Raw genomic sequence first — 12,805 nt, 5'->3', positions numbered from 1 at the left:
CCCGCATGATTGCCACGCTTTACCGCAGTGGCTCGCGCATTCACCTGATCGCCCGGTTGGTGCAACAACTCAATGCGCGCCTGTTTGAGCGAGCCTGGGCATTGATTGCTCCGCCTGAGCTAGTAGCACGGAGTTGCCTGTTTGTGATGGGCAGCGAGGGCCGGGGTGAGCAACTGCTCAAAACCGACCAAGACAACGGGCTGATCCTTCAGGACGACTACACGCCCCCTGCCAATCTGGCAGAAATTTGCCAGGAATTTTCTCGGGCGCTGAGCGGTTTTGGCTACCCTGAATGTCCGGGCAACATCATGATCAGCAACCCCGAGTGGCGCAAAAGCGCCAGCGAGTTTGGACAGATGACGCGGCAGTGGCTGATCATGCCGGGTCCTGACAGCCTGATGAATCTGGCCATTTTCATGGACGCACACACCGTTTGCGGCGATGCACGACTGCTGGAAACCGTGGAGGCGGGCTTGATGGCGCTGGCCACCGGCAACGACGTCATGATGAGCCGGTTTGCCTCGGCCATTGACTCCTTTGGCAGCAGTGGAACCTGGTGGAATCGCCTGATGAGCAAGGGTGATGCCGATCAGCAGCTCAACCTTAAAAAAGAGGGCATTTTCCCGCTGGTGCATGGCGTGCGTGCGCTGGCGCTGGCCAACCGGATCACCGAGGTGAATACGGTTGGGCGCATCACGGCACTGGTCGCTGCGGGCAAACTGGACGCAGACATGGGCACCGACCTGACTGACAGCCTGCACTTTTTCATGGGGCTCAAGCTCAAAGCCGGCCTGACCGAGATCGACATGGACAAGCCCGTGACGGGTGACATCAATGTGGCGCGACTGAGCAGTCTGGACCGCGACTTGCTCAAAGACACGCTCAACGTGGTCAAGCGCTTTAAAGTCTTGCTGCGCCATCGCTTTCATCTGGAAGCTGTTGCGTGAATACCCCGCTTTCCTCCTTGAATTTGTGGCAAAAACTCAAGCGTGAGTGGTTGATCTACCACTTGGGCGATGCGTCTTTTCGTTTCATGTTTGACCCGGCACCTGCGAACGAATGGGTGGCGCTGGATTGTGAGACCACCGGCTTGAACACCCGCACTGACGAGATCATCTCCATAGGGGCGGTGCGCATTGTGGGCAACCGCATCATGACCAGTGAGCGGCTTGAGTTGCTGGTGCGCCCCGAGCGCGGGATCTCCCCTGAAAGCGTGCGTGTGCACCGACTGCGTGAACGCGATGTGGCGCAAGGGCTCCCCATTGACGAAGCCATGAAGCAGTTGATGCGCTTCATTGGCAGTCGGCCGTTGGTCGGGTATTTTTTGCAGTTTGACGTCTCCATGCTCAACCGTGCAATCTGGCCGATATTGGGTCAGGGCCTGCCGCAGCCCAAGATTGAAGTCTCATCTTTGTACTACGACTACAAATACAAGCAACTCGATCGCATTCGCCATCTCGACAATGACGACATCGATCTGCGCTTTGACACCATGATGCGTGACCTCGATTTACCACAGCGTGAGGCGCACGACGCCCTCAATGACGCGGTGATGGCGGCGCTGGCCTTTATCAAGTTGCGCCAATTGCGCATAGCTTGAAGGTTCAGGCGTCAGGCCTCCTGCACAAAGGCTTCAAAACTCTCAATTGGCAGTGGGCGGCTGAAAAAATGGCCCTGGTAGGCATGGCAGCCAAGGCGGGCCAAAAAGTCACGCTGGCTTTGGGTTTCCACTCCTTCGGCAATCACGCCCAGGCCCAGACTGTTCGCCAGCGCCACCACGGTTTGGGCAATGGCGGCATCATTGGGATCGCTCAGAATGTTGCGCACAAAAGACTGGTCAATCTTCAGTTGGTCCAGTGGCATGCTCTTTAAATATGACAGCGAGGAGTAGCCGGTTCCAAAATCATCAAGTGAAAAACACACGCCCTGCACCTTCAGTTCCTTCATTTTTCGGATGATCTCAGGGGCGTTTTCAACCAGGATGCTTTCGGTTAGCTCCAGTTTCAGGCGCGCGGGGTTGGCGCCTGTTTCCTTGAGTGTGGTGAGCACCAGGTCGACAAAATCAGCTTGCTTGAACTGGTGAGCGCTGACGTTGACTGACAGCGTCAAGTGCGCCATGTGGGCTTGATCGGCCCAGCGTGCCAACTGCGTGCAGGCGGTATTCAGTACCCAGAGTCCCAAAGGAAGAATCAAGCCCGTTTCTTCGGCCAGGGGAATAAAGTCGGCCGGTGCCACCATGCCGCGTTCAGGGTGTTGCCAGCGCAGCAATACTTCGGCGCCTGTCAACTGGGTTTTGTTAGCGACCTGGGCCTGGTAGTAAAGCAGGAACTGCTTCTCTTGCAGCGCTTTTCGCAAGTCTTCCTCCAGCATGGCGCGCTCGTTGACGGCCACTTCCATCGACGCATGGAAAAAGCAATAACTGTTGCGGCCAGCGTCCTTGGCTTTGTACATCGAGAGGTCAGCTTGCTTCATCAAGTCGTCAATGGACAATTGCTGGCCCTTGAACAAGGTGGCGCCAATGCTGGCCGTACTGTGATGCGCCACATGACCAATTTGGTAAATCTGGTTGAGCGTGTCGAGTATTTTTTCACTCAACTTGGCGATGTCGGTGGCAGCGCTTGCCTCGTTCGTGCTCAGCCGGGTGAGTACCACCACGAATTCATCACCCCCCATGCGCGCTACGGTGTCGCACGCGCGCACGCAAAGTTTCAAGCGCATGGCGACTTGCTTAAGGAGTAAATCACCGACTTCATGGCCACGCGTATCGTTGAGTTTTTTGAAGTTGTCGAGGTCAATAAACAGCAGAGCACAATACTTTTGCGTGCGGACGCTGGTGGTCATGGCTTGGGCCAGCCGATCGATCAGCAAACGGCGGTTCGGCAACTCGGTCAAAGGGTCGTAAAAGGCCAGGTTTCGAATTTCGTTTTCGCTGGCTTTGCGTTCTGTGATGTCGGCAAAGGAGGCGACAAAGTGGGTTGCCACTCCAGCTCGGTCCTTGACCGCAGTGATGGAGAGCCATTCGGGAAACACTTCCCCACTCTTGTGCTTGTTCCAGATTTCACCCCGCCACGAGCCGTTGCGTTTGAGGCTTTCGCCCATGGCCTCGTAAAAAGCGGCATTGTGGTAGCCGGAGTTGAATATATTGGGGGTCTGGCCCACGGCTTCTTCCCGGGTATAGCCGGTAATCTCCGTAAAGGCCATGTTGACCCGAAGTATGATTTTTTGGCTGTCAGTGACGAAGATTCCCTCTTGTGACTCAAAGGCAGTAGCGGCAATGCTGAGTCCGATTTCGGCTAACTTAAGGTCGCTGATATCGGTGTGCGTAATAACGACGCCGCTGTGGTCTTTCGGCCCGAACGGCAGGCAAGTCATCCGAAACCAGCGCTTTTCCTGCGGGGAGTCGCAAGGATACTCAAGACTGAAACTGAGCAGACGCCCCGCGATCACGGACCTGATGCCCAGGCTGGCCTCCAATTCGTCTTCTGCGGGAGCGTCGGGGATGGCGCCGCACACCCCAAAATAGTTGGTGCCGACATCGGTGCAGGGCGCCTGCACGCCGGGCTCAAGTCCATTCACAATCGCAAATTTTCGCCAGGCAGCGTTAACAGCCAAAATTATGCCGTTGTGGTCAAGAACCGCAATTTCAGCCGCCACAGCGTCCAGAATGGCATGCTCGGTGACGGCTGGCGTCAACGTCAAACCCGTACAGGTGTTACTCATGATTGAGAGGGAATGGTTACTCGGCAAATATGAAAATGCTGCATCGGACCCGTCACCTGGATTGGGTTCTTTCTATCAGCATGCTGGCGTCATCAATGGCCCGCGTGAGCTTGTCGGGATCTGAGTAAAACTGCATGTCCTTCAAGCTGAGCGACAACTCCAGCATGGCGTCTCGCATGGCATGCAAGTCGGCGACAAGGTCCTCCATGGAGGTGGATGTAGTGCGGGTGGGTGTGGTGTTAAGCATGTTCATACTTCCCAGGCCAACATCGGCCGTTTAGTGCGTTGAGTATTTGGGCGCTGAGACTGGTCGTAGGGCTGACCCTCGAGTTTGGAGATGGACACGGTCTGTATCCGGTCCTGTGTTTGGACATTCCGGTTGGAGGCTGCAAGCTTTGGCTCATCCTGAGACAGCGCGCCTAACATGCACAAGGTCAATACCTTGCTGATGGAGGCGATGTTTTCTTCTGCTTCGGCACTGTTGGCGCTGATCTCTGCGATCAGACCAACGCCGACAAGAAATAGCAAGAGCGAACCGATTGATAGAACGAGCCGCGCAGATATTTTGAATTTATTCATGGAAGCTCTGTTTCGTGAGTGTGTTGTTGCACAGTTTCAAGCAGGGCTTCAAACTCGATGGATTTGTCAAAAAACCAGTCGGCGCCTGCGGCAAGGCATTTTTGGCGGTTGTAGTCGTTGGCATCGTTGGTGAGGACTGCGATCAGCATCGCTGGGGCCAACTTCTTCAGTAAAGGAATGATCCGGAGGGCATTGCCGTCTGGCAAATGAAGGTCCAGAATTACCATCGTGGGTGATTCGTGCGACACAACCTGAAGCGTCTGGCCCAAGGTGTCGGTCGTCTTGATGGACCCCACGCCCGGCATGCCCTCGAATAATCCCATTAAGCCGTCACGGATCAAGTCCGAATCTTCAACAATAAGCAGTTTCATTAACATGAACTGATCATGGTCGATCCGGGTGTTTCGCACTATCGGGCGATTCTGGTTCTGGGGTCAGATTCAACGGGGAAGGGGTAGGAATTGCCCTACTCGTGCAGTTGCCTATAAAAAGAGAAATATGGCTTCCTGCTGAGCGGGTTTCGTTTCGATGCGTCCAAAGCCCCAAGTGCGTCTGCGCTGCGCCCCAAAGAAATAGAAAAATCCGAGCTATTGAGAGATGGCGGGATGGACGGTCACGTCCGTGTCGAAAGTGATATCAGTTGATGTTTCTCATCGAGTTTGAAGATGCTGACAACCTGTTCGAGATGACCGGCTTGATCTTGCAGTGATTGCGCTGCCGCAGCAGCCTGCTCGACGAGTGCAGAATTTTGCTGGGTCGCACTGTTCATGTCGGTGATGGCGTCATTGATCAATTCAATGCCTGAAGTCTGTTCAGCGCTGGCTGAGGAAATTTCCCCCATGATGTCGGTGACGTGGCGAATGCTGTCCACAATTTCAGTCATGGTTTTGCCCGCCTGATGAACCAGTCTGCTCCCTGCGCTGACCTTGCCGACCGAATCTCCAATCAGTACCTTAATCTCTTTTGCGGCCTCCGCTGACCGTCCAGCGAGATTTCTAACCTCTGAAGCAACAACGGCAAAACCCCGTCCTTGTTCGCCAGCTCGAGCGGCTTCAACGGCTGCGTTCAAGGCCAGGATGTTTGTTTGAAAAGCAATGCCATCAATCACACTAATGATGTCTACAATTTTTTCTGCTGACATGTGGATTGAATCCATATTTTTTACGACTTGTCTCACCACCTCACCCCCCTTGATGGCGATTTCCGAGGCTGATCGGGCGAGTTGGCTGGCCTTTCTGGCGTTATCGGCGTTCTGGGTGACTGCGTGGGTGAGTTCGTGCATGGAGGATGCAGTTTTCTCAAGTGTGCTTGCTTGCGATTCAGTACGTTCGGACAGGTCCAGATTGCCTTGGGCAATCTCACTCGATGCGGTAAAGATGGACTCGGTGCCTTCTCGTACCTGGCTAACGATATGTACCAAGCTTTCATTCATGTCTTTTAGGGCTTGCTGTAGGGCGCCCATTTCGTTGTTGGCATTCACCATGATTTGTTGTGTCAGGTCGCCGTCTGCAATATCTCGCGCCACTTCGATGCCACGTTCCAGAGGCCGAGTGATGACTTTGCGAATGAATGGGTAGATCAACATCAACACAGGAATGCAAGTGATGAGGGCTGCCAAAATAGACTTAAAACGCTGGTCAGCCAGGTTGGCATTGACCTGGTCGAGTGACACTTTCATACTGATAACACCAAGAACTGTTTCTTCTGCAACTTGGTGACAGAGCGTGCAATCCTTGCCAAGATAATTCTTGGATGCCAGCGCTGGGCGAACCGTGCGCAGATACTCGCCCTTGCTGTCGCTTTCAACCTGAATAATTTCCTTGCCGCTTGAAAGCACTTGTTTTTCAAGCTCATCCGGGTTGCTGTCGTCTTTGGCGGTGCCAGCGCCAAAAGCCTTGATGACGCTATCTCCCCGCAGGACGCGGACATCCCGAATCGTTCCAAATTGTTTGATCTGATCAAGAAACACATCTCTTTGCGCCACGGTTCCGGTGACCATCATGCCCGTGAGTCCCGCCATGGTGGCGTTGTGCATGTTGAGCGAGAAATCGCCCGCTTGTTTGAGGGCTGCATCTCTGTAAACAGCGCCTTGCCAAACTATCACGCCCGACCAAACAACTAGAAGTGCCGCGCCAATAGTTGCGAGGAGTTGGACCCATATTTTCATTTTTGATTCCTGTCCGCTAGCACTTGCACCGTACTGTTGTGACTCGGTATCGTGTCTGAATCTTCAACAATAAGCAGTTTCATTAACATGAACGGATCATTGTTGGCCCGAGGGTTTCGCGCTATCGGGCGATTCTGGTTCTGGGGTCAGATTCGGCGGGAACGGGGTAGGAATTGCCCTACTGTTGGGCCAAAAACCTTTGTAGGATTAACCCAATAGGTCGTGCTGCATGGCGTAGCGCATCAGGTCAGCCAGGTTGGCAAGGTTCATTTTTTCCAACATTCTTACTTTATGTGTGCTGACGGTCTTGTTGCTGATGACCAGTTCGGTCGCAATCTCGTTGACGCTCTTGCCTCTGGTCAGCAGGCGAAAAATAGCCATCTCGCGCTCAGATAGCAAGCAGTGCGGCGGCCGTGTAGCCGTTGAGGTGGCGTCAAACACCATTTTTTCGGCCATGTCGGGCGAGATGTAGCGGCCATGGGCGTCCACCTTGCGAATCGCCTCCAGCAAAATATCAGGCTCGCAGTCCTTGGTGATGTAGCCGTTGGCGCCAGCCTTTAGGACGCTCGCTGCTACTTGCGGCTCGTTGTGCATGCTAAGTACGAGGATGGGCAAATTGGGCTGGTGTGCTTTGACGCGCGAAATAAGATCCGCTCCATTGATTCCGGGCATGTACAGGTCAAGCAGCAAAAGATCAAGGGGCGTCTGTTGCACAAGCGCCAAGACGTCACTGCCATTCGCGGCCTCACCCACCACTTTGAAGTCCGGCACCAGTGCAAATATCTGTCGCAAGCCGCTGCGAACAATGGCGTGGTCATCGGCGATGACGATTCGGATCATGCTGCGCCTTGTGGAGTGATGGGGGTCATGGGAATGGATAAGTCAATCACGGTTCCCTGGCCTGGCGTGCTGCAAACTTCCACACGTCCGCCCAGGGCGATCGCCCTTTCTCGCATGCCGAGCAGACCGAATGATTTTCTTTGAGCCGCGGCCTTCAGGTCAAAGCCGCAACCGTTGTCGCGGACTTGCAAACGCAATTGATTGTCATGGCGGCTGAGGTTGATGTCGACTTGGCTGGCTTGGGCGTAACGGCTGATGTTGGTCAGCGATTCCTGCACGATGCGAAACACCACAATGCCCCGGGCTTCGTCGAAATCAATGTTTTCTGCCGGCAAATGGAGTTGGCATGCCAACCCAGTGTTCTTTGTAAATTCGACTGACAACCATTCAATGGCTGGAATCAAGCCCAGGTCCAACGCGGGTGGTCGCAGATTCACCGCTAAATTCCGAACACCCTGAATGGCGCGGTCAACCAGATCCTTCATCCCCTTGACTTCATCGAGAAGCTCGGGAACCACAGCGCCGAAGCGCATGCCCAAGAGTGAAAATTTCATACGCAAAGCCGTCATCACTTGTCCCAGTTCGTCATGCACTTCCCGTGCAATGTGTTTTCTTTCACCCTCCCGCGCTGCCTCGTTTTGGGCAGCCAGTTCGCGCAAGCGCTGGCGAGATACGCCCAGTTCCATTTCGGCCTTGTGGGCGGTGATCAAGTCTTCAGCCTGCTTTTGTTCAGTGATGTCCGAGAATGCCCAGATCGTCTCCGTACTCAGCGGGTCGAGCATGCTGCCGCCAATTTTGAACCATCCCATTGAGCCGTCCTTGCGGCGAAACTGGATTTCCGTTCGGTAGATATCCCCGCTGAGCAAGACTGGGTCGGCCATCTCGGCGAAGCTGTTGTACGAAAGATCGTCCTGGTAAAAGAGTCGGGAGGATTGGTCGATTAGCACGGACTGGGTGTAGCCCATCATCTCGGAAAAAGCTTCGTTGAACCAGATTATTTTGCGTTTTCTGGTTTTGACAATGCCAACGATTCGGCTGCCCAAAATGGCGTTTTGTTCGCGCAGGAGGCGTTCAATCTGCTTTTCGCTATTGATGCGTTGTGTGATGTCGTGCACCGCTGAAAACAAAACCGTATCGGTTTCCATCGGAATGGGGGTTGAGTGAACCTCCACTGTTCTGATTTCACCGCTGGCCAGACGGTGATCGAACACAAAGTAGTTGCGCTGCTCAAGTAATGCCCGTTTAATTTCTTGAAGAATGCATTCAGGCGAAAGTCTATTGATCTCCGAGATGTTCATGCTGGACAGTTGAGCCAGAGAGTAGCCATAAAATTCTGCCGCTGCGGCATTGGCGTCAAGGATGGCACCGGTGGTGGGCGCAATCATCATCATGACCGAAGAATTTTTTTCGAACAAATTTCGAAATCGAGTTGCGCTTTTTTGCAGCTCGACTTCCATTTTTTTACGCCGGGTAATGTCCGTGTGCGTGATAACCGCTGCCCGTTGCGTTGACTCCTGGAGGGGCGTTGTTCGCATGCTGAACCAGCGTTCTTCCTGTGGCGAATGGCACGGGTATTCCTGGTTGAAACTGGTCAGTCGTCCATCCAGCACCGCCCTGATGCCGTTGAAAGATTCGAGTCCGCATTCTTTGCTGCCATCAGGGCTTTCTGGGTGACAGGCAGATAAATAGTTGGCACCTACCTCTGTGCCACTTAACGCCTCTTCGTGTGAAGCACTGTTTACCTGGGCAAATCGACGCCATGCCTGATTAACCGCCAGGATGATGCCGTTGCGGTCGATGACGACGATTTCAGCCGCCATTGAATCCAGTATGGCTTGTTTGAAAATTTCACTTGTTTGAAGCTCGTACTGGGCTTGTTTGCGCAAGCTGATGTCACTGATGGCCAGGTGTAGTATTTTTTTACCCTCGTCGTCTGGCGCAGCACTGGCGGCGAGACTGACCCAGAATACTTCGCCGTTATTTTTGACCAGCCGTAACTCGCAGGAACCCGGTTGCCCTGATTTGAAAATCTCCCGGTGCATTTGGTAAAAAATATCCTGATCTGCTGGCAAAATAAACCGCGTGAGGGATTGGGATAACAACTCGCTGCGCGTCACGCCCAGCATGGCGCTGGCATAAAGATTGGTTTGCAAGATATGCCCCTGCTCACTGAGGGTGCAGTAGCTCACCGGTGCCAGTTCATAGAGGTTGATGTAACGCGTCCGTGTGATCTCCAGTTCTGCCTGTATGCGCCGCAACTCTTCGTTTTGCATCTCCAGTTCAATCTGGTAGGTGCGCAGTTCATGCAGTTTTAAATGCATGTCTTGAGGCGAAAGAATCTCCTCAGTGGGCTGCATTTTTATGGATTTTGAGTTGGCCGTCATGCTGCTTTCGTGGCATCAAGCCGATGCACTTAGGGAAGCATAGTCCCAATCGGTTAGTTTGAATGGAGTTATTTAATCAGCAGCGATAAAACCGAATCGCATTCCGACCCGATTCTTTGGCTTGGTACATGGCCAGATCGGCCCATTTGAGGATGTCGCTTTGGCTGCTTGTGTCACTGACAAAAACCACCACGCCGATGCTGGCGGTGCATCGGTGCTCCACTGTGACGTCGGCCATCCCTTGGTGTTGAATGGTCAGCCGATAAGGTTCGGCCATGGCAATTCGTATCTTTTCGGCGATGAGTTCGGCTTGCTCAATGGACGCTTCCTGATGTGTGTCCAGTTCATTGATCAGGACCACGAATTCATCACCTCCCAAACGTCCAACAGTGTCCATCTCACGAACACAATTTTTCAGGCGGGCCGCGACTTCAATCAGCAGTAAATCGCCAAAGTCATGCCCGTGGATGTCGTTGATGGGTTTGAAGTTGTCGAGGTCAAGAAACATCAGTGCGCTGTGGCAGGCACTGCGCTTGCTCATTGCCATGGTCTGGCTCAGGCGGTCGTTGATCAGGCGGCGATTGGGCAGTTTGGTCAAGGGGTCATAAAACGCCAATTGCCGCATATGCTCTTCCATTTTCTTGCGGTCTGTGATGTCCTGAATGGTGCCGCGAAGATAAAGCAGATTTCCCCGGTCATCCGTTTCGAGTCGACCGAATCCGTGCACCCATCGCTCGGTTTGATCGCCCTGGCGGATGATCCGGTATTCCTTGTGGATGGATTTCCCCTGGCCAAGGATCTTGTCTTGTAAATCCGCGGCCATCATGGCGCGGTCTGCCGGGTGGATCAACGCCACCCATCCCGCCAGTGAGCGCTCATAGGTTGGATCAATGCCAAAGACGGTGTCAAACACATCCGAGCTTTTCCAGGAGCCGCTTCGCACATCCAGCACATAGCTGCCCAAGCCCGCCATGCTCTGTGACTCCTTGAGAAAACGCTTTGTTTCGCGAAGCACTTCTTCGCGGTAGGCCAAGGTTTCGAGCAGGTGGTTAAACCCTTTGATCAGGTCGCCAATTTCATCTTGCTTGGCAAGCGGCAAAGCTTGCAAGGGATGGTCCTTTTCAGACACCCCCGCCAGTTTTTTTGCCACATCCATCATGGGCGAAAGTTGAAGCCTGAGCATCCACCAAACCAGAAGGCCCGCAAGCAGGGTGAGTATGAGCGTGGCGTTAAGCATGCGTTGCTGCATGTCCAGAATGGGGGTAAAGGCTTCAGCAGTGGGCAGGGTGGCTGCTGCGTACCAACCCGCGACCGAAATACTCTTGGCAGAGGCCAGTACTTCGAGTCCTTGAGGGTTTGTGAAAATGTCGGAGCCTTCAAAGCCCTTCACAAAACGGTCCAGTTGCGGGTTAACGCCGGGTAGCGGCAGCACTTCCATGACGCGGCTTTTGTCGGTGGCGGTAACGATCAACCGGTACTGCGGTGCCACGATAAGGTAGCCGCCCGTTTTGCCGTAGCGGCCCTGGGTCATGGTGTCAAGAAAATTGGGTCCGCCCAGGTTAATCAGTCCCGTAATGGCGCCAATGACCTTGCCTTGAGGGTCAAAAACAGGCACAGACATCGCAACAATGGGTGCATGCGTTACTTTGCCAATCACCGGACGCCCGATAGTTGAGAGACCTGAGTTCAGTGCGGCGACCATGTAGTCGCGGTCTTTGTAGTTAACGCCCACAAACCCTGCTGCCCGTGGAAGTTCAGCCACGGCGGTGCCATCTTGGCGCGTAACAAAAATTCCATCGCCAAAAGGCGCCTGAAGTAACAGTCGTTCTGCCAGATAGGCTTGAAGGCTTGAGGGTTGCCCCAGCATCGCAGGGGTAATGTCTTTGGCAACTTTTTCAAGGGTTTGCAGTCGATTCGCCATTTCAACATTGATGTTGTCCGCCAACAGGGCGATGGTTGAAAACTGCTGCTCGCTTAACAGGCGCTGCATGTCATTGCGCAGTTCCCGGCTGGCATAGAGAGAAAGAGACCAGAGGCTCGCGAGAAAAATAACCAGAGTGAACAGAGTCACTCTTGTTTTTAGTGAACGCCAGTGAAAGAAGTTTGCTTTCAAGTTTTTTTCTCGGACATTACTCTGCGAGTAATCGATTTAAAACGACTTTAGCACTTCTGGGGTTGGGTGCTCGCTGCCAAGTTGCCCCTTTGTGTGCGTCTGTTTCAGGCATAAAAAAACCGGGCACTGGGCCCGGTTGATTTTTCAAGCCGCGCGGGCGATAAACCCGCGTGCTTTGTGGTGCTTAGTGGCCAGAGGCGCCGGAAGCTCCGTAGCCCGTTTCCGAACGCACTTTTTGCGCAGGGTAAGCGGCACGTTCTTTGGCTGCATTCGGGCTGCGGTCCAGCATCGAGAACAACCAGATGCCCACAAAACCAATGGTCATGGAGAACAAGGCTGGCGAAGAGTACGGGAACCAGGCGGAACCTTTAGGGTTGCCCAATGTAGCTTCCCAAACCGATGGGGACACCACTGTCAGGCCAACGGAGGAGATCAGACCCATGAAGCCGCCGATAACAGCGCCCTTGGTGGTGCAATCTTTCCAGAGCACAGACATGAACAACACGGGGAAGTTAGCCGATGCAGCAATCGCGAAGGCCAGTGACACCATGAAGGCAATGTTTTGTTTCTCGAACATGATGCCCAGAGTTACCGCCACAACGCCAAGGACGAGGGTGGTAATACGTGACACTTTGAGTTCGGAGTCGCTGTCAGCCTGGCCTTTTTTGATCACGGTAGCGTAGATGTCGTGAGACACAGCAGAAGCGCCTGACAAGGTCAAGCCAGCCACAACCGCCAGAATCGTTGCAAATGCCACTGCGGAGATGAAGCCGAAGAACACATTGCCGCCAACCGCTTTAGCCACCAGCACAGCAGCCATATTGGCCGATCCGCCGCCGCCCTTGATGATGCCCTTGGCTGTGTCAGCCATTTCAGGGTTGGTCAACACCATGGTGATAGCGCCAAAACCGATGATGAAAATCAGGATGTAGAAGTAGCCAATCCAAGTGGTTGCCCACAGCACGGATTTACGCGCTTGCTTGGCATCAGGCACTGTAAAGA

The 12,805-nt window shown here is 53.8% G+C and carries 10 protein-coding genes and 1 pseudogene; 2 read left to right on the top strand and 9 right to left on the bottom strand.

Translation table 11 applies throughout. The features are described from left to right. Positions 1-947: DUF294 nucleotidyltransferase-like domain-containing protein (locus tag WCG50_RS13210; RefSeq protein ID WP_336900068.1), on the top strand; the 947-nt coding region annotated here is incomplete at its 5' end. After that, on the top strand, positions 944-1,600 hold the full coding sequence (locus WCG50_RS13205; RefSeq protein ID WP_336900067.1) for a 3'-5' exonuclease: 657 nt from the start codon (positions 944-946) through the stop codon (positions 1,598-1,600). The genes WCG50_RS13210 and WCG50_RS13205, both read left to right, overlap by 4 nt. Positions 1,601-1,611: 11 nt before the next feature. Here WCG50_RS13205 and WCG50_RS13200 read toward each other — a convergent pair whose 3' ends face one another. The 9 genes and pseudogenes from WCG50_RS13200 to actP form a co-directional block, all read right to left on the bottom strand. Further along, positions 1,612-3,720 carry an EAL domain-containing protein gene (locus tag WCG50_RS13200; protein WP_336900066.1) on the bottom strand — a complete coding sequence of 703 codons (2,109 nt, stop codon included), beginning with the start codon at positions 3,718-3,720 and terminating at the stop codon, positions 1,612-1,614. 52 nt (positions 3,721-3,772) lie between these two features. Beyond that, on the bottom strand, positions 3,773-3,967 hold the full coding sequence (locus WCG50_RS13195; RefSeq protein ID WP_336900065.1) for a hypothetical protein: 195 nt from the start codon (positions 3,965-3,967) through the stop codon (positions 3,773-3,775). A gap of 2 nt (positions 3,968-3,969) precedes the next feature. Next, on the bottom strand, positions 3,970-4,299 hold the full coding sequence (locus WCG50_RS13190; protein ID WP_336900064.1) for a hypothetical protein: 330 nt from the start codon (positions 4,297-4,299) through the stop codon (positions 3,970-3,972). After that, on the bottom strand, positions 4,296-4,670 hold the full coding sequence (locus tag WCG50_RS13185; protein WP_336900063.1) for a response regulator: 375 nt from the start codon (positions 4,668-4,670) through the stop codon (positions 4,296-4,298). Before WCG50_RS13185 ends, WCG50_RS13190 begins: the two co-directional genes overlap by 4 nt. 242 nt (positions 4,671-4,912) lie before the next feature. Further along, positions 4,913-6,466 carry a methyl-accepting chemotaxis protein gene (locus tag WCG50_RS13180; protein WP_336900062.1) on the bottom strand — a complete coding sequence of 518 codons (1,554 nt, stop codon included), beginning with the start codon at positions 6,464-6,466 and terminating at the stop codon, positions 4,913-4,915. A gap of 207 nt (positions 6,467-6,673) precedes the next feature. Then, on the bottom strand, positions 6,674-7,306 hold the full coding sequence (locus WCG50_RS13175; RefSeq protein ID WP_336900061.1) for a response regulator transcription factor: 633 nt from the start codon (positions 7,304-7,306) through the stop codon (positions 6,674-6,676). Beyond that, entirely contained in the window at positions 7,303-9,690 is a 2,388-nt protein-coding gene (locus tag WCG50_RS13170) for a PAS domain S-box protein (protein WP_336900060.1), read from the bottom strand. The genes WCG50_RS13175 and WCG50_RS13170 overlap by 4 nt, the downstream gene beginning before the upstream one ends. A gap of 76 nt (positions 9,691-9,766) precedes the next feature. Then, complete coding sequence (locus tag WCG50_RS13165) at positions 9,767-11,761, bottom strand: diguanylate cyclase (protein ID WP_336900059.1); 1,995 nt, start codon at positions 11,759-11,761, stop codon at positions 9,767-9,769. A gap of 226 nt (positions 11,762-11,987) precedes the next feature. Further along, positions 11,988-12,805, bottom strand: a pseudogene (gene actP / locus WCG50_RS13160) (cation acetate symporter); the annotation flags it as partial.

The sequence above is a fragment of the Rhodoferax sp. genome, assembly GCF_037143375.1.
In the GTDB taxonomy this organism is placed as follows: domain Bacteria; phylum Pseudomonadota; class Gammaproteobacteria; order Burkholderiales; family Burkholderiaceae_C; genus Rhodoferax.
This window is presented reverse-complemented; position numbering and strand designations above follow the sequence as displayed.

Coding starts and splice junctions, on each gene's coding strand:
- WCG50_RS13200 (WP_336900066.1), bottom strand. CDS start 3,720: ATGAGTAACACCTGTACGGGTTTGACGTTGACGCCAGCCGTCACCGAG.
- WCG50_RS13195 (WP_336900065.1), bottom strand. CDS start 3,967: ATGCTTAACACCACACCCACCCGCACTACATCCACCTCCATGGAGGAC.
- WCG50_RS13190 (WP_336900064.1), bottom strand. CDS start 4,299: ATGAATAAATTCAAAATATCTGCGCGGCTCGTTCTATCAATCGGTTCG.
- WCG50_RS13185 (WP_336900063.1), bottom strand. CDS start 4,670: ATGAAACTGCTTATTGTTGAAGATTCGGACTTGATCCGTGACGGCTTA.
- WCG50_RS13180 (WP_336900062.1), bottom strand. CDS start 6,466: ATGAAAATATGGGTCCAACTCCTCGCAACTATTGGCGCGGCACTTCTA.
- WCG50_RS13175 (WP_336900061.1), bottom strand. CDS start 7,306: ATGATCCGAATCGTCATCGCCGATGACCACGCCATTGTTCGCAGCGGC.
- WCG50_RS13170 (WP_336900060.1), bottom strand. CDS start 9,690: ATGACGGCCAACTCAAAATCCATAAAAATGCAGCCCACTGAGGAGATT.